Origin of the sequence: Vibrio sp. J2-4, assembly GCF_021728155.1 — a bacterium.
In the GTDB taxonomy this organism is placed as follows: Bacteria; Pseudomonadota; Gammaproteobacteria; order Enterobacterales; family Vibrionaceae; genus Vibrio; species Vibrio diabolicus.
Window position 1 is genome coordinate 60,143 of sequence record NZ_JAKKCN010000010.1, and the last position, 22,301, is coordinate 82,443.

Here is a 22,301-nt window from a genome sequence, read left to right on the forward strand (position 1 = left end):
AGAGAGAAACTCATGTCTGAAAATTACGATTCATCGAGTATTAAGGTACTGAAGGGTCTGGATGCGGTACGTAAGCGTCCAGGAATGTACATCGGCGATACGGACGACGGCACCGGCCTTCACCACATGGTTTTCGAGGTGGTGGATAACTCAATTGATGAAGCGTTGGCAGGTCACTGTAAAGACATCGTTGTGACAATTCATGAGGATAACTCGGTTTCCGTTAGCGATGATGGTCGTGGCATTCCAACAGAAATCCACTCAGAGGAAAATGTCTCTGCAGCAGAAGTAATCATGACGGTACTTCACGCGGGTGGTAAGTTCGACGATAACTCATACAAAGTATCGGGTGGTCTTCATGGGGTAGGCGTTTCAGTGGTAAACGCGCTATCTGAGAAAGTTGAGCTGACGATTCATCGTGGTGGCCATATCCATACGCAAACCTACCGCCATGGTGAGCCTCAAGCGCCACTAGCTGTTGTGGGTGATACGGATAAAACCGGTACACAAATTCGTTTCTGGCCAAGTGCCGAGACCTTCTCTAACACTGAGTTCCACTATGACATTCTGGCGAAACGCCTGCGTGAACTGTCATTCCTGAACTCTGGTGTGTCGATCAAATTGGTTGATGAGCGTGAAGCGGACAAACATGATCACTTCATGTATGAAGGTGGTATTCAAGCGTTCGTTGATCACCTAAACACCAACAAAACGCCAATCATCGAAAAAATCTTCCACTTTAACTCAGAGCGTGAAGACGGCATTTCAGTTGAAGTGGCGATGCAATGGAACGATGGTTTCCAAGAGAATATCTTCTGTTTTACCAACAATATCCCACAGCGTGATGGTGGTACTCACCTTGCTGGTTTCCGTGCTGCGTTAACACGTACATTGAACAGCTTTATGGATAAAGAAGGTTTCTCTAAGAAAGCAAAAACAGCGACTTCAGGCGACGATGCGCGTGAAGGTCTAACTGCGGTTGTTTCGGTGAAAGTGCCTGATCCCAAGTTCTCAAGCCAAACAAAAGACAAACTGGTTTCTTCTGAAGTGAAATCAGCTGTTGAGTCTGCAATGGGTGAAAAACTGTCTGAGTTCCTGATTGAGAACCCGACAGAAGCGAAGATGGTTTGTTCGAAAATCATCGATGCAGCACGTGCTCGTGAAGCCGCGCGTAAAGCTCGTGAAATGACGCGCCGTAAAGGTGCACTAGACCTAGCTGGCCTTCCAGGTAAACTTGCAGACTGTCAGGAAAAAGATCCGGCACTCTCTGAACTATACATAGTGGAGGGTGATTCGGCAGGCGGCTCCGCAAAACAAGGCCGTAATCGTAAGAACCAAGCAATCCTACCGCTAAAAGGTAAGATTCTTAACGTAGAAAAAGCACGTTTCGACAAGATGCTATCTTCCCAAGAAGTAGCAACACTGATCACCGCACTAGGTTGTGGTATCGGTCGTGACGAGTACAACCCGGACAAGCTGCGTTACCACAACATCATCATCATGACCGATGCCGATGTCGATGGTTCGCACATCCGTACGCTACTATTGACCTTCTTCTACCGTCAAATGCCAGAGCTTATCGAGCGTGGTTACGTGTACATCGCTCAGCCACCACTTTACAAAGTGAAAAAAGGCAAACAAGAGCAGTACATCAAAGACGAAGAAGCGATGAACCAATACCAAGTATCATTGGCTCTGGATAATGCATCGCTACACGTAAACGCAGAAGCACCAGCATTGGCAGGTGAAGCACTAGAGAAGCTTGTTCAACAGTACAATGCGGGTATTAAACTGGCGGAACGTATGAGCCGTCGTTACCCAAGTGCTTTGGTAAACGAGCTGATTTACACTCCTCGTCTAACTCCTGAGCAATGCCATGACGCATCAGTTGTTGAAGCGTGGACGAAGCAGCTTATTGAGCAGCTGAATGCGAAAGAAGTGGGTGCGAGCCAATACAGCTACGAAGTTGAACAGCACGAAGAACTAGGCTTAAACTTGCCTAAGATCGTGGTTCGTACTCACGGTGTGACGCACGAACATGCAATTAGCATCGATTTCCTAAACTCGAAAGAGTACGGCAAATTGGCTGATCTATCAGAAGCACTGGATGGGCTTCTGGAAGAAGGCGCGTACATCAAACGTGGTGAGCGTACGATGCCAGTAGCAAGCTTTGCAGAAGCGCTTGATTGGTTGGTTAAAGAGTCAATGCGTGGTCTGAGTCGTCAGCGTTACAAAGGTCTAGGTGAGATGAACCCAGATCAGCTGTGGGAAACGACTATGGACCCAGAAACGCGTCGCATGATGCAAGTAACGATTGAGGATGCGGTAGGCGCAGACCAATTGTTCACAACACTGATGGGTGACCAAGTAGAACCTCGTCGTAACTTCATCGAAGAAAACGCGCTGAAAGTAGCGAACTTAGACGTGTAACGACAACTTGTCTTAATAGGAAAAAGCAGCGAGAAATCGCTGCTTTTTTTGTTTTAACCACCAGTGAAAATCGCCACTTTCTGCCAAGACTTTGGTTTTTCTGGTGCTAACTGCCAATAACCTGATCAAGCTTGCCATTTTATTTCTGTTTTCTTTTTTTCTCGCCATTTTGTTCGCTTGGGCGCTTTTGCTTTCTTTTTTCTGCTCGCTATAGTGCTGAAGAGCTGATGAATAAGGAGGTTGAGAAAATGGTGATGACTTTCCTGAACTAAGCCGGAGGTGATGCACTTCCGGTTCAATGCACTGAATTTATTTGTAAGACAAGGCATTAAGAAGGAAATAATCATGTTTGAACGCTGGTTCTCGGCGTACTGTTTGGCGCTGCGAACTTGGTGGTTAACCAGTCGCTTTTTAACCTATCAATCACCACTAAGGTTGTTGTCACTCTTTGAAACTTACGAGCAACAAGCCCATTGCCGTAACCGAGCTCGTATTGCGGTTGGGGATACGGTTCGCTTAGTGGATGTTGAGCGTGCTTATCAATATCGCATGACGTTAGTCAACTCGCACAAGAGCCAACCGATGACAGGTATGCTCGCGGTCGATTCTTATTTGGGATCCCGTTTATTAGGGCGAGCTAAAAATGATGCGTTCGAAATAGAAATTTTTAATCAGCGACGCTGCTTTGTGATTACTGAAATTGTTCATCAATCGCAGCCACCAGCGCAGAAAATGCTGTGTGGCTGTCTGTTGTGTCAATAAATAGAGGTGAAGTCATGAGTAAGAAAGACAAGAAACAACCACAGTTGAGTCTGAAAGAAAAGCGTAAGTTAAAACAGGAAAAAGCGGCAGAAAAGAGCGTTGTAAAAGCGCGTAAATCCTCCCGCAAGTAGAGTGCAGATTAAGCCCACCAGAAAGGTGGGCTTTTTAATACCGATCGCAAAGCGAGGGTAAACTGACCTTTCTGGGGAGATAGCGAGCGCACTTAAAATTTTTTATTTTTTCCCTTGAAAGTCATTTTTGACGACCTTATATCTAGTTGTGAAGAGGATGACTGGCTTGCTAGAGACTAGAAGACAGCCCTCTGGAATCGCTAAAACGAGATCGCTCAAAGAGGATATGGCGTTTTAGCACACAACTTAAACCTTTAGATTTCCTATCATGTCTCCGAGCCAAATGATGGCCTGCGGAATGATAAGAATCTCTTAGCTCGGCGTTGGTTTTTGCATAAACACGCCTGTGAGATGAACGTCATCTGAGCTAAGACTATTGCTTAATTAAGAGGATAGATTTATGCGTAACGTAGATTTCTCACCACTATACCGTAATGCAATTGGCTTTGATCGTCTGCTAAACCTGATGGAAGCGAATACAGCGAAAAATACTTCTGGCGGTTACCCTCCGTACAACATTGAGCAAAAAGACGAGCATAACTACCGTATTACTATGGCAGTTGCTGGCTTCTCTGAAGACCAACTCGATCTGACTCAAAACGAAAACATGTTGATTGTGAAGGGCGAACGCAAAGCAGAAGAAGGCAAAAATTACGTGTACCAAGGCATTGCTGAGCGCGACTTTGAACGTAAATTCCAGCTAGCGGATTATGTAAAAGTGACTGGCGCATCAATGGAAAACGGCTTATTACATATTGATTTGGTTCGTGAAATCCCAGAAGCAATGCAACCACGTAAAATTGCTATCGGTGGCAACAACCTGCTAGAAAGCAACTAATCAGCAAGTTATTTGCCTTATAGAGTGAGAAAGAGCGCCAGTTGGCGCTCTTTTTAATTTGTGTCTTTGATGTGGGAGTTTGCTTTACTGACCTTGTTGGTAAGCCTTTTCAACTTCTTCCGCGATAATCGCAATGCCTTTTTGCATCATCTCATCGTCTTGAACGTAGTTCATACGCAGGCATTGGTGCGCGTGATCCCACTCGTCTTGCTGACCAATAAAGAAATATTCACCAGGGACAATCAATACGCCACGCGCTTTCAAGCGTTGGTACAGTTCCATTGTTGTTATTGGCAGTTCATCAAACCACAACCACAAGAAGATAGCGCCTTCCGGTTTGTGAATACGGAAGCGCTCATCGGTAATCGCTTCTTGCAGCAGTTCAACCGCACGTTGCGACTTCTGCTTGTAAAACGGCTTAATCACCTCTGAACTCAGTTTAAGCAGGTCGCCTTTAGCGATGATGTGGTTTGCCAGCGCTGGACCCACACTGCCTGGTGCTAGGCTGATGATGCCGTTCATATTGGTTAACGCTTGAGTGATTTCTTCACTCGCAATCACAATGCCACAACGCACACCCGGTAAGCCCAGCTTAGATAGGCTCATGCACAAGATGGTGTTTTCATTCCAGAATGGTTCGACATCTTCAAAGATGATGTTCGGGAACGGCAAGCCATAGGCGTTATCGATGATCAGTGGGATGTTGTTTTCACGTGCGAGTTTGTCCAGTTTACGCACTTCTTCGTCTGTCAGTACGTTACCCGTTGGGTTGGTTGGGCGAGATGCGCAGATTGCCGCAACAGAATCGTCGACGGTTAGCTGTTCAAAATCGACGTGGTATTTAAACAATCCGTTATCTAACAGCTCGATTTCTGGGTGGTAAGAGACAAAGATATCTTCATCAATGCCAGCATCACCATAGCCGATGTACTCAGGCGCGATAGGCAGTAGCACCTTCTTATGCGAACCGTCTGGCTGTTTACCAGCGAGTAAGTTGAACAAGTAGAAGAAGCCACTTTGGCTACCGTTAGTTAAGCTGATGTTCTTCTCTGAAATGTCCCAACCGTAAGTTTCACGGAATAACTGAGCCAGCGCTTTCACGAACGCGTCTTTACCCTGTGGCCCATCGTAGTTGGCTAGGGCGGCGACGAGCTCTCCACTGGCGAGCATTTCCTCACTGACTTGGTGAAAGTAATCGAGCATGGCAGGAATGGCGGCTGGGTTGCCTCCACCGAGCATGATGGCACCTGGTGTGCGCAGACCATCATTCAAATCGTCCATTAACTGCGTAATACCTGAATACTGATTAAATTTTTCACCAAACTTTGAGAACTGCATGCTGACTGATACCTAATTCATTGTGATTGCTTATGTGTATTGAATGCTGATGAAACATCAGCTTATAGAGTAATACTTGACCTTACCCTAATGTTATTACGACGCAAAGTGTGAATTTACTCGAAGAAGAAAAAAGTTTGTCATCAGACCAGATGATGGGGATATGAGCAGTGAATAAAAAAGGGAAGCGAAATGCTTCCCTTGCTGGTGGAGTGAATCGGCTATTCGCCAGTGTAGACGATCAGCACTTTGTCGTCGTGGTATTGGCGCTCGAACGCGTAATACCCTTCTTGATTGCGAGTGATGTGTTTGCCTTGCGCAACCGCTGGGTGGCGTTGACGGAACTCGCCGAGTTTTTGCCAATGTTGCAGCAAGTCTTCACGTTCGCCATGAATCTTATCCCATGGCATATCAGAGCGAGTACCTTGAGTAGGGTCGGAACCGGTAATACCAAAGTCACGGGCGATCTCGTCACCATAGTAGATTTGTACTGCACCTGGAGCCAGCATTAGTGCATTGGCAGCGCGTGCTTGGTCATCGAAGCTGCGGCTGCGTGCCGACCAAAACAGTTGAGTATCGTGCGAAGACAGGTAACTCAACACGTTGAACTCAGGATCGGAGTTAATACGTTCCGCGTAGCGGCGATAATCGCTATCGAGTTGAGCGAAACACTTCAGCGCTTTTGGTGCTACGTCAGATTGGAACTCGAAGTTGATGATGGAATCGAAGCCGTTATCGAAATACGGGCTTTTCACCACGCTGTGTGCCCACACTTCACCTGTCATCCAGAAAGGTAGGTCATCCAAGGCTTTGTCCGGGTTGTTTTGCTTCCATTGAGCAAGCGCTTGGCTGGTGCTGGCTTTCAGCTCTGCCCACGCTTCCATTTCAACGTGTTTGGCAGTGTCGACACGGAAGCCATCAATGCCATAGTCACGTACCCAGTCGGATAACCACGTAATCAGATGTTCACGTGGGGTTTGTAGCTCATCTTGCGCATTGGTGTCTTTATTGCGGAAGAAGTTTGGTAGTCCGGTTTTCTGAGTCGATTCGGTTTTTAGATCCGGTAGGTAGTTCAAAGACATGGTGATGTCGTTGTAGCCCGGAGCATCGTAGTCACCAATGTCGGTGCGGATCCAATCTTTGCCCCACCATTTATCCCACGCTTCGCTATCACTGTATTTGATGTAGTCGTTGAAGCTGTGCCAGCTTTGTCCTGATTTTGGCTGCCAGTCGGTCCATTTTTCACCAAGGACTTCTTTGGCTTCTTGGTCATCAAGGTAAAGCTGACCAAATCCGAATTCCTGCATGTCTGCTAATGTTGCGTAGCCAGTGTGGTTCATGACCACATCCCAAATCACGCGGATGCCTTTCTTGTGGGCAGTATCGACGAAGGTTCTGAGTTCATCTTCGGAACCCATGTTGGCATCAAGCTTGGTCCAATCTTGATGGTAGTAGCCGTGGTAGCCGTAGTGTTTAAAGTCACCTTTGTCACCGCCGCCAACCCAGCCATGGATTTGTTCCAGTGGTGAGGTTATCCAGATAGCATTCACACCAAGTGATTCGATGTAATCGAGTTTTTTCGTCAGACCCGCTAAGTCACCACCATGGAAGGTACCAATCTCGTATTTCCCGTCTTTGCTGCGACCGTAGCTGTTGTCGTTGTCTGGGTTGCCGTTATAGAAGCGGTCAGTCATGACGAAGTACACCGTCGCGTTGTCCCAACTGAAAGGTTTTTCTGCTTGTTGCTCAACCTCTTCTAGTAACAACAGACCTTGGCTCATAGGGCCCGGCTGCATGGTTACGCTGCCATCTGTAACTATAGTTTCTTGTCCGGTTAAGGCATCGCGAACGACAGTGCCATCATTAAAGGTTTGCTCAACGTTGATGGTTTTTGGCGTATTGGTTGCGACAGGGCAAGAGTAGGTGATGTCTTGATTCTTTTTGGGTTTGAGCCTAACAGTTAGCTCGTTAGTGGTTGGGTTGAGCGTAAATTGATAGGTGTTGGCTTTGAAGATGCGCAGCGGCATTTGGGCATCTGTGGCGCAATTATCCATTTTTAATGGACGATTGAATTTGATGCGGCTTTCTTCTGCCAAAGCAAAACTACTTCCACAGCTTTGATTCCTGTCGGCAATGGTAAAGGTGTAGCTGCCTTTTTCGAGTTTTTGCTCGGCGACAAGTAAGCCGTTAGAGTTTGCTTCGAAGACGGCTGTATCGTCTCCGACGCTCAGTACGATAGCATTTTCTGGAATCTGGCTGCAGGCGCTCAGTAGTCCAATAGAGAGTGCGAGAATTGTTTTTTTCATTGTGTCCTTCCCCCGAATAAACAACCCAGTTATAGCAAAACTGTGCCTCTACAATCCGAGCTCTGCACCAACAAGTTCAACGCGTCTCACCCTACAAATTTTTGCCTTGTTCACAAAATGAATAATAAGAACCGATTATCTCCGTTTAAAGACAACAAAAAAGGGAAGCCGACGCTTCCCTTTACTTATTTCTTAATCACTTCGAAGAGTAATGAATTACTTTTGAAGCAAAGAAATGTCTGCGATCTGTAGGAACAGGTTACGCAGGTTGTTCAGTAGTGTCAGACGGTTCTTCTTAAGTGCTTCGTCGTCTGCCATTACCATTACGTTATCAAAGAACGCATCCACTGGCTCACGTAGGTCAGCTAGTTTGCTTAGGGCTTCTTGGTAGTTACCGGTTGCAAATGCTGGCTCTAGCGCTTCTGTCATTACTTCAACGCTTTCTGCTAGTGCTTTCTCTGCGTCTTCTTGTAGAAGTGCTAGGTCAATTTCTTCTGCTAGTTCGCCGTCGAATTTCGCTAGGATATTACCTACACGTTTGTTCGCTGCTGCTAGAGACTCTGCCGCTTCCAGTTCACGGAAGTGAGAAACCGCTTTAACACGTTGGTCGAAGTCTGCTGGTTTCGTCGGGCGACGCGCTAGTACCGCTTGAATGATGTCTACGCTGAAGCCTTCGTCTTGGTACCAAGCACGGAAACGACCAAGCATGAATTCAATCACGTCTTGTTCAACGTTGTCGTTGGTTAGGCGGTCGCCGAACAGTGACTTCGCTTTCGCTACTAGGTCAACAAGATCTAGATTGTAGCCGTATTCAACGATGATACGTAGTACACCTAGAGATGCGCGACGTAGTGCGAATGGGTCAGAACCTTTAGGCGCTTGACCAATACCGAAGATACCTACGATAGTGTCTAGCTTGTCTGCCATTGCAACTGCAGTTGAAACGCCGTTTGATGGCAGTTCATCACCTGAAAAACGAGGCATGTATTGCTCATTCAGTGCGACTGCAACTTCTTCTGCTTCACCGTCGTGACGAGCATAGTGCATACCCATAACTCCTTGAGTATCCGTGAATTCGAATACCATTGAGGTCATTAGGTCACATTTTGCTAGTAGACCAGCACGCTTTGATTTCTCAACGTCAGCACCGATTTGCTCAGCAATGTAGCCTGCAAGTTCAGTGATGCGGTCTGTTTTGTCTTTGATCGTACCCAGTTGCTGTTGGAAGATCGCTTGTTCTAGTTCAGGCAGACGGTCGATAAGCGGACGCTTACGGTCTGTGTTGAAGAAGAACTCTGCGTCAGCAAGACGAGGTCGAACTACTTTCTCGTTACCTTCAATTACGTAACGAGGCTCTTTTGATTCGATGTTCGATACGAAGATGAAGTTAGGTAGTAGCTTCTTGTTTTCGTCATAAACAGGGAAGTATTTTTGGTCACCTTTCATAGTGTAAACCAACGCTTCAGAAGGCACTTTTAGGAACTCTTCTTCAAACTTCGCTGTTAGAACTACTGGCCATTCAACCAGAGACGTGACTTCTTCTACTAGGTCATCTTCTAGATCAGCGATACCGCCAACCGCTGCTGCCGCTTTTTGTGCGTCAGCTAGGATGATTGCTTTACGCGCTTCGTAATCTGCCATTACTTTACCGCGCTCTTCTAGGATCGCAGGGTATTGCTCAGCAGAATCGATAGTGAACTCTTTTTCACCCATGAAGCGGTGACCACGGATAGTGCGGCCTGATGCTACGCCTAGGATCTCGCCTTCGATTAGGTCGCTGCCCATTAGCATGGTTAGCGTCTTAACTGGACGGATAAATTGAGTCGTTTTGTTACCCCAGCGCATTGGTTTTGCGATAGGTAGGTTTGCTAGTGCTTTCGCTGCAAGTTCAACAACGATCTCAGACGTTGGCTGACCTTTCACTTCTTGTTTGAACAGTAGCCATTCACCCTTGTCTGTCACCATGCGCTCTGCTTGGTCAACAGAAATACCACAACCGCGTGCCCAGCCTTGAGCCGCTTTGGTTGGGTTGCCTTCCGCGTCAAACGCTGCAGAAACCGCAGGGCCACGTTTTTCAACGATTTTGTCTGATTGGCTTTCTGCTAGTGCCGCGACTTTAAGTGCAAGACGACGAGGAGCCGCAAACCATTTTACGCCTTCGTGAGCTAGCTCAGCGCCTTTTAGTTCTGCTTCGAAGTTTGCTGCGAATGCTTCAGCTAGCGTACGAAGTTGCGTTGGTGGTAGCTCTTCTGTACCTAGCTCGATTAGAAATTCTTTTGCCATGTTCTCTACCCCTTACGCTTGTTCTTTCTTACACATTGGGAAGCCAAGAGCTTCACGCGATGCGTAGTATGCTTCTGCTACTGACTTAGTCAGATCGCGAATGCGCAAGATGTAACGCTGACGTTCAGTTACTGAGATCGCTTTACGCGCGTCTAGTAGGTTGAATGCGTGACCTGCTTTTAAGATGCGCTCGTAAGCAGGTAATGGCAGTGGCTTTTCAAGCTCAAGCAACTCTTTACACTCTTTCTCACACTGTTCGAAGAAACCAAATAGGAATTCAACGTCTGCGTGCTCGAAGTTGTAAGTCGATTGCTCTACTTCGTTTTGGTGGAAGATATCACCGTAAGTCACTTTGCTGCCGTCTGGTGCGATGTTCCAAACTAGGTCGTAAACCGAGTCTACTTCTTGGATGTACATTGCTAGACGCTCGATACCGTAAGTGATTTCGCCAGTGACTGGTTTACACTCAAGGCCGCCAACTTGTTGGAAGTACGTAAACTGAGTTACTTCCATACCGTTTAGCCAAACTTCCCAGCCTAGACCCCATGCGCCTAGTGTTGGGTTTTCCCAGTTGTCTTCTACGAAACGGATGTCGTGTACAAGAGGGTCAATACCAAGAACTTCAAGGGAGCCAAGGTACAACTCTTGAATATTGTCAGGCGATGGTTTTAGCGCTACTTGGAATTGGTAGTAGTGCTGAAGACGGTTAGGGTTTTCACCGTAACGGCCATCAGTAGGACGACGTGAAGGTTGTACGTAAGCTGTCGACATTGGCTCTGGGCCAAGCGCTCGTAGACAGGTCATTGGGTGAGAGGTACCCGCACCCACTTCCATATCTAGCGGTTGAACAATGGTACAACCATTTTGAGCCCAATAATCCTGCAGCGCGAGGATCATTCCCTGGAAGGTTTTGATATCGTATTTTTGCATAAGTCAGGTTCGCGCGATTCTCTTGTTACTCGTTAATTCGTCATCTATGCCGAGTTTTTCAACTCTAACAACGGCGATAAAGAGTAATTACGGTTGAATAAATTAACAATCTAGTATAACCAGATATTGAGCATGGGAGTAGAGCTAATCTTGATTAATTCGTGGGCGATTTTCTCCTTTAATGAATTTTTACCGCGTTATCTGCTGTATTTTTCTTAAAAGGGAGTTTTTGCCTGCTTTGGCTCTTGAGAAGCGCAACAAAGGTGGCTAGAATTGCGCCTGTCTTTGGGGAGTAGCTTACCTGATGAAGTTTCTGTTTCATCTGGTTCGTCCGTCAACATAATTGGTGCAAAATCACCATGGCGTTCGAGACTTGAAGCCTTTCAAGTTTAGCAAGACCTTAGACAAATCATCACGAACCGGGGTAGGGGCGTGAGGTTTGTCTTTGGTTAAATATAATAATCCCTGCCCCAATGAGCATGTCGTGAGCGTTTTAGCTATTTCAATTACTACTGTAGCGTTAGCAGAAATTGGCGATAAGACCCAATTGCTATCTCTATTACTCGCAAGTCGTTACCGCAAACCAATCCCAATTATTGCAGCAATCTTTTTGGCAACCATTGCCAACCACGCTTTGGCTGCATGGTTAGGTGTGGTTGTCGCTGACTATTTATCACCTGAGATTTTAAAGTGGGTGCTGGTGGTCAGTTTTGTCGCGATGGCGGCTTGGGTTCTGATCCCGGACAAACTGGATGATGACGAGCAGATTTCTAATCGAGGCCCATTCATTGCCAGCTTTATTGCTTTCTTTGTGGCTGAGATTGGCGATAAAACTCAGATCGCTACTTCTATCCTAGGCGCGCAATACGCGGATGCGCTGAGTTGGGTCATACTTGGCACGACCATTGGTATGCTGTTGGCTAACGTGCCTGTGGTGTTAATTGGTAAGCTTTCAGCAGACAAGATGCCCCTGGGTTTGATTCGTAAAGTCACCGCTATTTTGTTCGTGTTGTTGGCGATTGGTGCGGCCTTCTTTTAATGTTTTTAGGCGGATAACGCAGCCTGAAAATGGAAAATGTTATCCGCGAACAATCGTTAAAATGATGCAAATAATCAATAACTAGCGAATTAGTGGCGTAGCTCAAACTCTGACTTAAAATCGCTCCGTAGCGTGACGGATGACATATTAGTGTCATACTTGTCATGGTAGTTTAATGGTGTGAATGATAGCGAGAGGGCAAGTTTATGCTTACACGTTACATGGGGATGACCCCAAAGAGTCAGAGTTATTTATTCACCTTTGGTTTGGCGCTGTGCTTGTTAGCGATGGTACTGACTGATATGTGGTTGCCGATTGTGGCAGGATCGTTCGTTCTTACTGGATTAACAGTAGAGGCGTGGATTCGCGTAGCCCACATCATTCCTATGCATGAAGAGATGCGGGCAATGAAAAAACAACTCAACAAGCTCCAATCAGAAGTTCGCACACTCGAATACGATGAATAAACAAACGGCAGCCAATCGGCTGCCGGTTTTAATTCGACCAGATTATTCCAATCCTTTCTTGATCAGGTACTGATACGGAACTTGCTCCGTTTGTGCCGCGATTAATTGGTGATCCATAAAACGGCAGAAACTCGGAATGTCTCGAGTCGTGGATGGGTCATCTGCTTTGACCAGCAAAATCTCACCATCTTGCATGTTGCGAATTGTCTTCCTGACCATCATCACTGGCTCTGGGCAGCGCAGTCCTTCCGCCTCTAATGTCTTTGTTGCCAGTTCAGGATTAAAGCTCATAGTGTGATTCTCGTAACTAACTTAGCGGTGAATTCTACGTTCGTTGAAAAAATATTCAATAACCACTTGGCAAACGGAATTTTTTGTTTTACCTTAAATTAACAATTTGGTAACAACTGGCAAGGGAGAGGCAATGTTAACAGCGTTAGACAGACTTACGATTTACTCCGTACTTTGTTTTATCTCGTTTTGTGCTTTGGTACTCAGAACGCCAGCTGACACCTCTTTGATGCCTCTTGTAGGCATGGTTGCCACTATTATTGGGATTTGGATCGAGATGCGCAAATGGTCAGGTGCATCTGAGCAAGAAAATTAGCGCTTTTTGCTTCGATCAGAATACTTTAATAACGCTCACCTATTTTTACCGACACTTCATTCCGACACTATCCCCATTTTTCTTGGGCTTCCCCGCTGAAAGGCGGGATTTTTTTTGCCTGAAGAGTACAATTTACCCAAACACATACAAAATAAGTGGCTAATTCGTGGAACTGGAAGACATCTATCGCCGAGATTTAAATTTACTGGTTGCGTTGCGAGTACTGATAGAAGAAAACAGTGTCAGTAAGGCGGCAACACGTCTGAATTTGAGTCAATCGGCAATGAGTCGTGTGCTTGGTCGTCTGCGTGACTTATTGGGAGACCCGCTGTTTACTCGTCAGGGACAGCATTTGATCCCAACTCAGAAAGCGTTAGAGATCGATCGCTCATTAGGTGAGCCATTAGAGTCTTTACGTCAGTTGTTATCTCCGGTTGAGTTTGACCCATTGCAATGCGTACAGACTTTCAACATCGTGACCACCGATTATGCCATGCAAACGATCTTACCGTTCGCTTTGCCGAGAATTTACCAAGAAGCGCCAAACGTGTCGTTCAACTTCTTACCACTGCAACACGACCGTTTATCAGATCAGCTCACTTATGAAGGTGCAGACTTAGCGATTTGTCGCCCGACAGGTCCGGTGGAGCCGCTACGCAGTGAAGTGTTAGGGCGAGTGGGGGTGCTGTGTATGCTTTCAAAACAGCATCCATTAGCGGATAAAGAAATGAGCTTGGATGATTATCTGAGTCATCCACATGCCATGATCGCCATCAGTGATGGTGTTAAGGCACTGATCGAACAAGCTTTGATGGAGAAACCTAAGCGTAAAATGGTTCTGCGGGCTTACCATTTAGAAGCTGCATTGGCGATCATGGATACCTTGCCAATTATCATCACAGTGCCAGCGGACTTGGCGTATCTGGTTGCCGAGCGTTATGACTTGGTGGTGAAACCATTACCATTCCAATTTACTCCATTTGAATACTCGATGATTTGGCATGCGCGTTGCGAGCATTCTCCTGCTCAAGAATGGTTAAGAACGATTGTGCGTGAAGAATGTAGCCGTCTAATAGCTAAGCGTATCGAAGATATGGGACTAAACTGCTAACAAAAAGAGCCAGCAATGCTAGCTCTTCGTCTGTTTACGCTGAGTCAGTGTTTATAGCTTGATAACCACACGACCCGTTACTTGACCGTTGGTGATGTCTTCTGCGTATTTGGGTGCTTCTGCTAGTTCTACTTCAGTACACGCTTGCTCGAAATAGCTGTCTGGTAGTAGTTCAACCAGTTTTTCCCATGCTGCGATGCGTTTCTCTGTTGGACACATTACTGAGTCCACACCTTGTAGACGAACGTTACGTAGGATGAACGGCATCACTGTAGTTGGTAGATCAAAACCACCTGCAAGACCACAAGCGGCGACTGCACTGTTGTAATCCATTTGCGCCAATACTTTAGCCAGTACTTTGCTGCCGACGGTATCTACCGCACCTGCCCATACTTGCTTTTCAAGTGGACGTGCTGGTTCTTCAAATTCAGTGCGGTCGATGATGCGGCTAGCACCTAGTTTTTCAAGTAGCGGGCCGTTTTTCTCTACACGTCCTGTCACTGCAGCAACTTTGTAGCCAAGCTGCGCTAGGAGCGTTACTGCTACCGAGCCTACGCCGCCACTTGCGCCCGTTACTAGGATTTCACCAGCTTCAGGTTTGATGCCTGCATCAAGCAGTGCTTGAACACATAGCATACCAGTGAAGCCAGCAGTACCAACCATCATTGCTTTCTTGCTGTCTAGACCTTTTGGTAGTGGCACTAGCCAATCCGCTTTTAGACGAGCACGTTGAGCCATGCCACCCCAATGGTTTTCACCCACGCCCCAGCCAGTTAAGACCACTTTGTCACCAGCTTGGTAACGCGAATCTTCAGAACTTACAACCGTACCCGCTAGATCAATGCCAGGTACCATCGGGAAGTTACGGATGATTTTACCTTTACCTGTGATCGCCAAACCATCTTTGTAATTCAACGATGAGTAATCGACTTCAACCAGAACGTCACCTTCCGGCAGTTGTGTTTCATCGATTTGCTCGATACTAGCGATAGTGCGTTTGTCTTCTTGGTTTAGAACTAGAGCATTAAACATAAGGTTCTCCGAAATTGCGTTAGCGTGACTCAGTTGCCACATACAGCAAGATATCAACTGGTCTAAGTGTATGTCTTCTTTGTCTATGAATAAAATGAAACTTGAGCATTTAATATATGCTCTTTATGCATGTTTGATGTAAAACAAAAGGGCGACATTAATTGTCGCCCTTAAGTGTAATACTAAAAATTTTAGTACTAGTTCATTTGCTTATGATTGTTGGCTCGATCGCTACAACAACTTCTTGAACTGTTATGGTCGTTCAAATACCGTCGCAATCCCCTGACCTAAACCAATACACATGGTGGCGAGGCCATATTTTGCGTCTTTCGCTTCCATTAGGTTGATCAACGTTGTTGAGATGCGTGAACCAGAGCAGCCTAATGGATGACCTAATGCAATCGCACCACCGTTAAGGTTGACCTTCTCATCCATCACATCAAGCAGACCTAAGTCTTTAGCACACGGCAGAGACTGCGCTGCAAATGCTTCGTTTAGCTCAACCACATCCATGTCTTCAATTGAAAGACCAGCACGCTTGAGCGCTTTCTTTGTTGCAGGTACAGGGCCGTAGCCCATGATGGATGGATCGCAACCTGCGATCGCCATGCCCTTAATACGTGCGCGAATTTTCAAGCCAAGCTCATTGGCTTTCTCTTCGCTCATGATCAGCATCGCTGATGCGCCATCAGACAGCGCTGATGATGTACCGGCTGTTACTGTGCCGTTTGCTGGGTCAAACACAGGACGAAGCTGAGACAGACCTTCAACGGATGTTTCAGGGCGAATCACTTCGTCGTAATCCAGAGTAAACAGTGTACCGTCAGCCGCATGGCCTTCAATTGGTAGGATTTCGTTTTTAAAGCGACCCTCTACGGTTGCTGCGTGCGCACGAGCGTGAGAGCGCGCGGCAAACTCGTCTTGTTGCTCACGGCTAATGCCATGTAATTTACCAAGCATTTCAGCCGTTAAGCCCATCATACCCGCAGCTTTTGCTACGTTCTTTGACATACCAGGGTGAAAGTCTACCCCGTGGTTCATCGGCACATGCCCCATGTGCTCAACGCCACCAATTAGGCAGATTTCAGCATCGCCAGTCATGATCGCACGTGTACCGTCATGCAGCGCTTGCATGGATGAGCCACACAAACGGTTAACCGTCACAGCGCCAATTTCAATCGGCAGGCCCGCGAGTAGCGCGGCATTACGTGCAACGTTAAAGCCTTGCTCTAGTGTTTGCTGTACACACCCCCAGTAGATGTCTTCAATCTCGCTTGGGTTCACTTGTGGGTTACGTGCAAGAATGCCTTTCATTAGACGCGCAGATAGATCTTCTGCTCGTGTATGACGGAAAGCACCACCTTTAGAGCGACCCATTGGAGTACGTAGACAATCGACTACGACAACATTTCTTGTTTGATTAGTCATTTTAGAATCCCTCCTTAGATAGAACCTTGCTGTTGTGCACCGTAAAAGCTTTCACCTTTCGCCGCCATATCAATCAGCATTTGCGGTACTTGGTACATTGCACCTAGCTCGGCGTGTTGTTTTGCCATTTCAACGTATTCAGCAATACCCACGCTGTCTAGGTAGCGGAATACGCCACCGCGGAATGGAGGGAAACCAAGACCATAAACCAATGCCATGTCTGCTTCCTGCGGAGTCGCGATGATGCCTTCTTGAAGGCACAGCACCACTTCGTTGATCATTGGAATCATCATACGTTGAATGATGGTCTCATCGTCAAAGTCATGCTTATCGGCACAAACGTCAGCAAGTACTGGTAAGATCGCTTCTGAGAAGGTTTTCTTCGGCTTACCTTTTTTATCTATGGTGTAGCTGTAGAAGCCATTACCATTTTTCTGACCATATTTGTCTGCTTCGAATAGTGCATCAATCGCATCACGACCTTGTTTACCCATACGCTCAGGGAAACCCTCTGCCATCACAGCTTGTGCGTGGTGCGCGGTATCAATGCCGACTACATCAAGCAAGTACGCCGGTCCCATCGGCCAGCCAAACTTACGCTCCATGACTTTGTCGATTTTCGTAAAGTCAGCACCATCACGAAGTAGCATGCTGAAGCCGCCAAAGTATGGGAACAATACGCGGTTAACGAAGAACCCTGGGCAGTCATTGACGACAATTGGTGATTTGCCCATTTTCGCAGCATACGCCACAACACGATTGATGGTTTCATCAGAGGTGTGCTCACCACGGATGATCTCAACAAGAGACATACGATGCACTGGGTTGAAGAAGTGCATACCACAGAAGTTTTCTGGGCGTTTTAGTGATTTTGCCAATAGGTTGATAGGAATAGTCGAGGTGTTTGAGGTGATAACGGTGTCGTCACCGACATGGGATTCGACTTCACTCAAAACCGCCGCTTTTACTTTCGGATTTTCAACGACAGCTTCAACAATCACATCAGAGTTTTCAATACCTGCGTAATGTAGGCTCGGTGTGATTGACGCTAAAATACCCGCCATCTTAAAGCCATCAATGCGACCGCGAGATAAGCGTTTATTCAGCAGCTTAGATGCTTCAGTCATGCCTAGGTCGAGCGACGCTTGTGCGATGTCTTTCATTAAGACAGGCACACCTTTTAGCGCTGATTGGTAAGCAATGCCGCCACCCATGATACCTGCACCTAATACGGCTGCACGTTGCGTGTCTTTACTTGCTGACTTCGCTGCTTTTTTCGCAATGCCTTTGATGTATTGATCGTTAAGGAATAGGCCAACCAGTGATTTTGCTTCTTCCGATTTAGCCAATTTCACGAAGTGCTTACGTTCAATGTCTAACGCTTCATTACGTGCAAAGCGAGCACCTTCTTCAATCGTGATAACGGCTGTCATTGGGGCAGGGTAGTGAGGACCGGCTTTCTGTGCCACTAGACCTTTAGCCATGGTGAAGCTCATCATCGATTCTAGCTTACTCAGCGTTAGCGGAGATGTTTTCTGTGCTCGGCGTGCTTGCCAGTCAAGTTTCTCATTAATTGCAGAGTTAAGAGTTTGTAGTGCCGATTCGTATAAAGCATCAGTCTCTACAACAGCATCGAGTAAGCCAATTTTCAATGCTTCATCAGCTCGGCATGCTTTGCCTTGTGTGATGATTTCCATTGCGCTGTCTGCGCCAATAACGCGAGGTAAGCGTACACAACCACCAAAGCCCGGCATGATTCCCAGTTTCGTTTCTGGTAGGCCGATGCTGGTGGTTTTGTCACCAATACGCATGTCTGTTGCTAGCACACATTCACAACCGCCACCAAGAGCGTGGCCTTTGATCACTGAGATGGTCGGAACGGGTAAGTCTTCTAATTTGTTAAAGATGCTGTTAGCAAATTGCAGCCATTGGTCGAGCTCGGCATCCGTTTTAGCAAACAGACCTAAAAACTCGGTAATGTCTGCGCCTACAATGAATGCGTCTTTATCTGAAGTGAGCAACAACCCCTTGAGGCCTTGATGGGCAATGAGCGTATCAAGAGCTTTATCTAGCGATTCCAATGTCGCTAGGTCGAGTTTGTTGACGGATTTTGGAGAGCAGAAGCTTAGCTCTGCAATACCATCTTGTATTTCCTTTACCTGTAGGGTTTCGGCTTGGTAAATCATTGTCTATCTCCATGACATACAATCGTGGATTGTCTGTATACCTATTTCAACGACGCCGTGTACCTCGGCAAATAGGTATCGAGGAAGTCGTTTTATTTTTGTTCTGGTTTGACCAGTAAAGTTAGTTTGGATCGTGGATTGTTTAATTTCAATACATTTTTTAAACAAGTGTTTAACATTGTGCGCTGTGGCAGATCTTATGCGACGGGTAAATCACACTCGTGATAGACTTCAGGCAAATAGACCTGAATCCATAATCCTATGAATGACAAGCCTTATCTGATTCCAGCAGAGCCCGCTCAATTTGAAGAAGAAATTAAAAAGAGCGTCTTCATTACTTATTTGGCACACACGCCAAGTATCGAAGCAGCAAAAGCATTTGTTGATCAAATCAAAGCTAAACACGCTGATGCCAGACATAACTGTTGGGGCTTTGTTGCTGGTCGCCCGGAAGATTCAATGAAATGGGGCTTTAGTGATGATGGGGAGCCGTCCGGAACTGCTGGCAAACCGATCCTGGCTCAGCTTTCTGGCTCTGGGGTGGGGGAAATCACGGCAGTGGTCACGCGATACTCTGGTGGAATCAAGTTAGGTACAGGCGGCTTGGTTAAAGCGTATGGGGGTGGGGTACAACAAGCGCTCAAGCTGCTTCAAACTATTGAGAAAAAAATAACCACAAAGCTCAGACTAACGTTAGACTATGGGTTTATGCCGATCGCACAGTCAATCATGCCGCAATTTGGTGCGATAGAAGTCGAGGCTGAATACAGCGATCAGGTGGTATTAGTGGTGGAAATTGAGCTTCGAGAAGTGAGCGCGTTTACCCAAGCAATCATCAATAAAAGCGGGGCAAAGGCAATTGTCACTCCGCTAGACGGACAATAATGAAAAACAGGAAGCAACAGGGACAGCTTCGCTAGTCAATTTATCCATGCAATTTCGTTCAATTATTCGAATCGTCGGGCTACTGCTCGCACTCTTTAGTGTCACTATGCTTGCGCCAGCACTCGTTGCGCTGATCTATCGAGATGGTGCAGGTGTGCCTTTTGTCACGACATTTTTTGTTCTGCTGTTTTGTGGGGCCGTTTGTTGGTACCCAAACCGCAGGTATAAGCACGAGCTTAAAGCTCGAGATGGCTTTCTTATTGTCGTCTTATTCTGGACAGTACTTGGCAGTGCAGGCTCGATCCCCTTTCTCATTGCTGACAACCCGAACGTCTCAGTGACAGATGCGTTTTTTGAATCATTTTCTGCTCTCACTACGACCGGGGCGACCGTTATTGTTGGTTTGGATGAGTTACCTAAAGCGATTCTATTCTATCGACAGTTACTGCAGTGGTTCGGCGGTATGGGAATCATCGTATTAGCGGTGGCGATTTTGCCAGTGTTGGGCATTGGTGGTATGCAGCTTTACCGCGCCGAGATCCCTGGTCCAGTCAAGGACACTAAAGTGACGCCGCGCATAGCAGAAACCGCTAAAGCGCTTTGGTACATCTATTTGAGCCTGACTATCGCCTGTGCATCGGCTTTTTGGTTAGCTGGTATGACGCCATTTGACGCCATCAGTCACAGCTTTTCCACCATTGCCATTGGTGGCTTCTCTACCCACGATGCCAGCATCGGATACTTTGATAGTTACGCGATTAACCTAATTACCGTGGTTTTTCTGCTTATATCTGCATGTAACTACACACTGCACTTTGCTGCATTTGCATCGGGTGGTGTGCATCCCAAGTATTATTGGAAAGATCCTGAGTTTCGCGCCTTCTTGTTTATTCAAGTGCTGCTATTTGTCATTTGCTTTCTATTATTACTGAAACATCACTCTTACACATCGACATACGATGCTTTCGATCAGGCACTGTTCCAAACCGTGTCAATTTCGACAACTGCGGGCTTTACGACGACAGGTTTTGCGGACTGGCCGCTCTTCTTACCTGTACTGCTATTGTTCTCCTCTTTTATCGGTGGTTGTGCTGGTTCAACAGGCGGCGGTATGAAAGTGATTCGTATCCTGCTTCTTACCTTACAAGGTGCGCGTGAACTAAAACGTTTAGTCCATCCGCGCGCGGTTTACACCATCAAAGTAGGTGGCAGTGCCCTACCGCAACGTGTTGTCGATGCGGTTTGGGGCTTCTTCTCCGCATACGCATTGGTATTTGTGGTTTGTATGTTGGGGTTGATTGCTACAGGGATGGACGAGCTCAGTGCATTCTCTGCGGTGGCTGCAACTCTGAACAACCTCGGTCCTGGCCTGGGGGAAGTGGCGCTTCACTTTGGTGATGTTAACGACAAAGCAAAATGGGTATTGATTGTTTCTATGTTGTTTGGTCGTTTGGAAATCTTTACCTTACTTATTCTACTTACGCCGACGTTTTGGCGTAGCTAAGGAGAAATCGTGGCAAAAGCATTATTTCTATACTCTTCCCGTGAAGGGCAGACTAAAAAAATTCTCCACTATATAGATGAGCGACTTTCAGACTTCGATTGTGAGCTGGTGGATTTACATAATGTCGAGACGATTGACTTCAGTCAATACGACAGAGTATTGATAGGCGCCTCTATTCGTTATGGTCATCTTAATAAAAAGCTATACCAGTTTATTGAGCGAAATCTCAATCAATTGGAGCAAAATAAAGTGGCATTTTTCTGCGTAAACCTAACCGCTCGTAAAGAGGACCAAGGAAAGGATACACCTGAAGGTAGTGCCTACATTCGCAAGTTCCTAATTAAGTCGCCTTGGAAACCAACGCTAATCGGTGTTTTTGCTGGTGCACTTTATTACCCACGTTACAGCTGGTTCGACAGAACTATGATTAAGTTCATTATGTCGATGACAGATGGCGAAACCGATACGACCAAAGAAGTGGAATACACCAATTGGGAAAAAGTAGCTCTTTTCGCAGATAAATTCAGAGAACTGTAGAAATAACGTGCTCTTTTAACCGCTTTTGATGCAAATTTATCCGAATGATAAAAAAATCAAAAAAAACGTGAAAAAGGGCTTGCCAATGTGATCGCAATCTCTATAATGCCACCTCGCTGACACGGCAACGCTTCGAAAGAAACGAAAGCCAAGTTAGCAAGCCAAGTTAGCCAAGCGGAAACGCTTGAAGAAAGTTTGAAAAAAAGTGATTGACACTAAACTTTAACTCGCTAAAATGGCCGTCCTGTTTTGAGCAAAGCTCAACAGGAAAAGCTCTTTAACAATATAGACCTATCAATCTGTGTGGGCACTCGTTGATGATAATCCAATTAGAAGCTTAGGCTTCAAATTAGGTTTCAGTGAAACGAAGTGACCATTGAATCTTCGGATTCAGCACAGTCAATTCAAACATTACTTTATGTAATGTTCAGTATTCATTGAGCCGAACAAAATCTTAAATTGAAGAGTTTGATCATGGCTCAGATTG

The 22,301-nt window shown here is 46.3% G+C and carries 19 protein-coding genes; 10 read left to right on the forward strand and 9 right to left on the reverse strand.

What is annotated here, in order from left to right; genetic code table 11:
- The first annotated feature begins 12 nt into the window (after nucleotides 1-12).
- From gyrB to L3V32_RS23265, 3 genes are all read left to right on the forward strand, one after another.
- Entirely contained in the window at nucleotides 13-2,430 is a 2,418-nt protein-coding gene (gene gyrB / locus L3V32_RS23255) for a DNA topoisomerase (ATP-hydrolyzing) subunit B (RefSeq protein WP_005394109.1), read from the forward strand.
- Nucleotides 2,431-2,775: 345 nt separating this feature from the next.
- On the forward strand, nucleotides 2,776-3,192 hold the full coding sequence (locus tag L3V32_RS23260) for a GreA/GreB family elongation factor (protein ID WP_012841260.1): 417 nt from the start codon (nucleotides 2,776-2,778) through the stop codon (nucleotides 3,190-3,192).
- A gap of 531 nt (nucleotides 3,193-3,723) precedes the next feature.
- Nucleotides 3,724-4,161 carry an Hsp20 family protein gene (locus L3V32_RS23265; RefSeq protein WP_005458680.1) on the forward strand — a complete coding sequence of 146 codons (438 nt, stop codon included), beginning with the start codon at nucleotides 3,724-3,726 and terminating at the stop codon, nucleotides 4,159-4,161.
- An 84-nt stretch (nucleotides 4,162-4,245) separates the two neighbouring features.
- Here the strand turns inward: L3V32_RS23265 and L3V32_RS23270 are convergent, their stop codons facing one another.
- The 5 genes from L3V32_RS23270 to L3V32_RS23290 form a co-directional block, all read right to left on the reverse strand.
- A complete protein-coding gene (locus L3V32_RS23270; RefSeq protein ID WP_237285342.1) occupies nucleotides 4,246-5,499 on the reverse strand; it encodes a valine--pyruvate transaminase in 1,254 nt (417 codons plus the stop codon).
- Nucleotides 5,500-5,720: 221 nt separating this feature from the next.
- Nucleotides 5,721-7,805, reverse strand: a complete 2,085-nt coding sequence (locus L3V32_RS23275; protein ID WP_237285344.1) for an alpha-amylase — start codon at nucleotides 7,803-7,805, stop codon at nucleotides 5,721-5,723.
- Between the two features lie 216 nt (nucleotides 7,806-8,021).
- Nucleotides 8,022-10,088, reverse strand: coding sequence for a glycine--tRNA ligase subunit beta (gene glyS, locus L3V32_RS23280; RefSeq protein ID WP_237285346.1), 2,067 nt, complete (start codon nucleotides 10,086-10,088; stop codon nucleotides 8,022-8,024).
- A gap of 12 nt (nucleotides 10,089-10,100) precedes the next feature.
- Entirely contained in the window at nucleotides 10,101-11,018 is a 918-nt protein-coding gene (glyQ, locus tag L3V32_RS23285; RefSeq protein ID WP_048625586.1) for a glycine--tRNA ligase subunit alpha, read from the reverse strand.
- 178 nt (nucleotides 11,019-11,196) lie between these two features.
- Complete coding sequence (locus L3V32_RS23290; protein WP_012841258.1) at nucleotides 11,197-11,340, reverse strand: hypothetical protein; 144 nt, start codon at nucleotides 11,338-11,340, stop codon at nucleotides 11,197-11,199.
- Nucleotides 11,341-11,502: 162 nt separating this feature from the next.
- On the opposite strand from L3V32_RS23290, the gene L3V32_RS23295 reads away from it, so the two are divergent.
- Together L3V32_RS23295 and L3V32_RS23300 are read left to right on the forward strand one after the other, a co-directional pair.
- Nucleotides 11,503-12,057 (forward strand): TMEM165/GDT1 family protein, encoded by a 555-nt coding sequence (locus L3V32_RS23295; RefSeq protein ID WP_005394122.1) that lies wholly within the window; start codon nucleotides 11,503-11,505, stop codon nucleotides 12,055-12,057.
- 206 nt (nucleotides 12,058-12,263) lie between these two features.
- Nucleotides 12,264-12,524 carry a hypothetical protein gene (locus L3V32_RS23300; RefSeq protein ID WP_031780377.1) on the forward strand — a complete coding sequence of 87 codons (261 nt, stop codon included), beginning with the start codon at nucleotides 12,264-12,266 and terminating at the stop codon, nucleotides 12,522-12,524.
- A gap of 42 nt (nucleotides 12,525-12,566) precedes the next feature.
- Here L3V32_RS23300 and tusA read toward each other — a convergent pair whose 3' ends face one another.
- Nucleotides 12,567-12,815 carry a sulfurtransferase TusA gene (gene tusA / locus L3V32_RS23305; RefSeq protein ID WP_005394130.1) on the reverse strand — a complete coding sequence of 83 codons (249 nt, stop codon included), beginning with the start codon at nucleotides 12,813-12,815 and terminating at the stop codon, nucleotides 12,567-12,569.
- 133 nt (nucleotides 12,816-12,948) lie between these two features.
- Here tusA and L3V32_RS23310 point away from each other — a divergent pair, with 133 nt between their 5' ends.
- Nucleotides 12,949-13,131 carry a hypothetical protein gene (locus tag L3V32_RS23310; protein ID WP_005394131.1) on the forward strand — a complete coding sequence of 61 codons (183 nt, stop codon included), beginning with the start codon at nucleotides 12,949-12,951 and terminating at the stop codon, nucleotides 13,129-13,131.
- Between the two features lie 166 nt (nucleotides 13,132-13,297).
- Nucleotides 13,298-14,242, forward strand: a complete 945-nt coding sequence (locus L3V32_RS23315; protein WP_005378881.1) for a LysR family transcriptional regulator — start codon at nucleotides 13,298-13,300, stop codon at nucleotides 14,240-14,242.
- Between the two features lie 51 nt (nucleotides 14,243-14,293).
- Here the strand turns inward: L3V32_RS23315 and L3V32_RS23320 are convergent, their stop codons facing one another.
- The 3 genes from L3V32_RS23320 to fadB all read right to left on the reverse strand — a co-directional run bounded on the left by L3V32_RS23320 (nucleotide 14,294) and on the right by fadB (nucleotide 18,888).
- Complete coding sequence (locus L3V32_RS23320; protein WP_047010269.1) at nucleotides 14,294-15,274, reverse strand: MDR family oxidoreductase; 981 nt, start codon at nucleotides 15,272-15,274, stop codon at nucleotides 14,294-14,296.
- A gap of 252 nt (nucleotides 15,275-15,526) precedes the next feature.
- Nucleotides 15,527-16,702, reverse strand: a complete 1,176-nt coding sequence (gene fadA / locus L3V32_RS23325) for an acetyl-CoA C-acyltransferase FadA (protein WP_006743176.1) — start codon at nucleotides 16,700-16,702, stop codon at nucleotides 15,527-15,529.
- Between the two features lie 14 nt (nucleotides 16,703-16,716).
- On the reverse strand, nucleotides 16,717-18,888 hold the full coding sequence (gene fadB, locus L3V32_RS23330; protein ID WP_237285348.1) for a fatty acid oxidation complex subunit alpha FadB: 2,172 nt from the start codon (nucleotides 18,886-18,888) through the stop codon (nucleotides 16,717-16,719).
- Between the two features lie 261 nt (nucleotides 18,889-19,149).
- On the opposite strand from fadB, the gene L3V32_RS23335 reads away from it, so the two are divergent.
- Genes L3V32_RS23335 through hemG form a run of 3 tightly spaced genes read left to right on the forward strand, consistent with a single transcriptional unit; the run spans nucleotide 19,150 to nucleotide 21,814 of the window.
- Nucleotides 19,150-19,773 carry a YigZ family protein gene (locus tag L3V32_RS23335; protein ID WP_005378891.1) on the forward strand — a complete coding sequence of 208 codons (624 nt, stop codon included), beginning with the start codon at nucleotides 19,150-19,152 and terminating at the stop codon, nucleotides 19,771-19,773.
- 46 nt (nucleotides 19,774-19,819) lie between these two features.
- Nucleotides 19,820-21,277, forward strand: a complete 1,458-nt coding sequence (locus L3V32_RS23340; protein ID WP_006743175.1) for a TrkH family potassium uptake protein — start codon at nucleotides 19,820-19,822, stop codon at nucleotides 21,275-21,277.
- A gap of 9 nt (nucleotides 21,278-21,286) precedes the next feature.
- Nucleotides 21,287-21,814: a menaquinone-dependent protoporphyrinogen IX dehydrogenase gene (hemG, locus tag L3V32_RS23345; protein WP_237285349.1), complete on the forward strand. Its 528-nt coding sequence runs from the start codon at nucleotides 21,287-21,289 to the stop codon at nucleotides 21,812-21,814.
- The last annotated feature ends 487 nt before the right edge of the window (nucleotides 21,815-22,301 follow it).

Bases quoted from the DNA above. Each gene is read 5' to 3' on its own strand.
- glyQ (WP_048625586.1), bottom strand. From the start codon at position 11,018: ATGCAAAAATACGATATCAAAACCTTCCAGGGAATGATCCTCGCGCTG.
- L3V32_RS23310 (WP_005394131.1), top strand. From the start codon at position 12,949: ATGTTAACAGCGTTAGACAGACTTACGATTTACTCCGTACTTTGTTTT.
- fadA (WP_006743176.1), bottom strand. From the start codon at position 16,702: ATGACTAATCAAACAAGAAATGTTGTCGTAGTCGATTGTCTACGTACT.
- L3V32_RS23340 (WP_006743175.1), top strand. From the start codon at position 19,820: ATGCAATTTCGTTCAATTATTCGAATCGTCGGGCTACTGCTCGCACTC.
- L3V32_RS23275 (WP_237285344.1), bottom strand. From the start codon at position 7,805: ATGAAAAAAACAATTCTCGCACTCTCTATTGGACTACTGAGCGCCTGC.
- tusA (WP_005394130.1), bottom strand. From the start codon at position 12,815: ATGAGCTTTAATCCTGAACTGGCAACAAAGACATTAGAGGCGGAAGGA.
- gyrB (WP_005394109.1), top strand. From the start codon at position 13: ATGTCTGAAAATTACGATTCATCGAGTATTAAGGTACTGAAGGGTCTG.
- fadB (WP_237285348.1), bottom strand. From the start codon at position 18,888: ATGATTTACCAAGCCGAAACCCTACAGGTAAAGGAAATACAAGATGGT.
- L3V32_RS23335 (WP_005378891.1), top strand. From the start codon at position 19,150: ATGAATGACAAGCCTTATCTGATTCCAGCAGAGCCCGCTCAATTTGAA.
- L3V32_RS23300 (WP_031780377.1), top strand. From the start codon at position 12,264: ATGCTTACACGTTACATGGGGATGACCCCAAAGAGTCAGAGTTATTTA.
- L3V32_RS23290 (WP_012841258.1), bottom strand. From the start codon at position 11,340: ATGAAACAGAAACTTCATCAGGTAAGCTACTCCCCAAAGACAGGCGCA.
- L3V32_RS23265 (WP_005458680.1), top strand. From the start codon at position 3,724: ATGCGTAACGTAGATTTCTCACCACTATACCGTAATGCAATTGGCTTT.
- glyS (WP_237285346.1), bottom strand. From the start codon at position 10,088: ATGGCAAAAGAATTTCTAATCGAGCTAGGTACAGAAGAGCTACCACCA.
- L3V32_RS23320 (WP_047010269.1), bottom strand. From the start codon at position 15,274: ATGTTTAATGCTCTAGTTCTAAACCAAGAAGACAAACGCACTATCGCT.
- L3V32_RS23260 (WP_012841260.1), top strand. From the start codon at position 2,776: ATGTTTGAACGCTGGTTCTCGGCGTACTGTTTGGCGCTGCGAACTTGG.
- L3V32_RS23270 (WP_237285342.1), bottom strand. From the start codon at position 5,499: ATGCAGTTCTCAAAGTTTGGTGAAAAATTTAATCAGTATTCAGGTATT.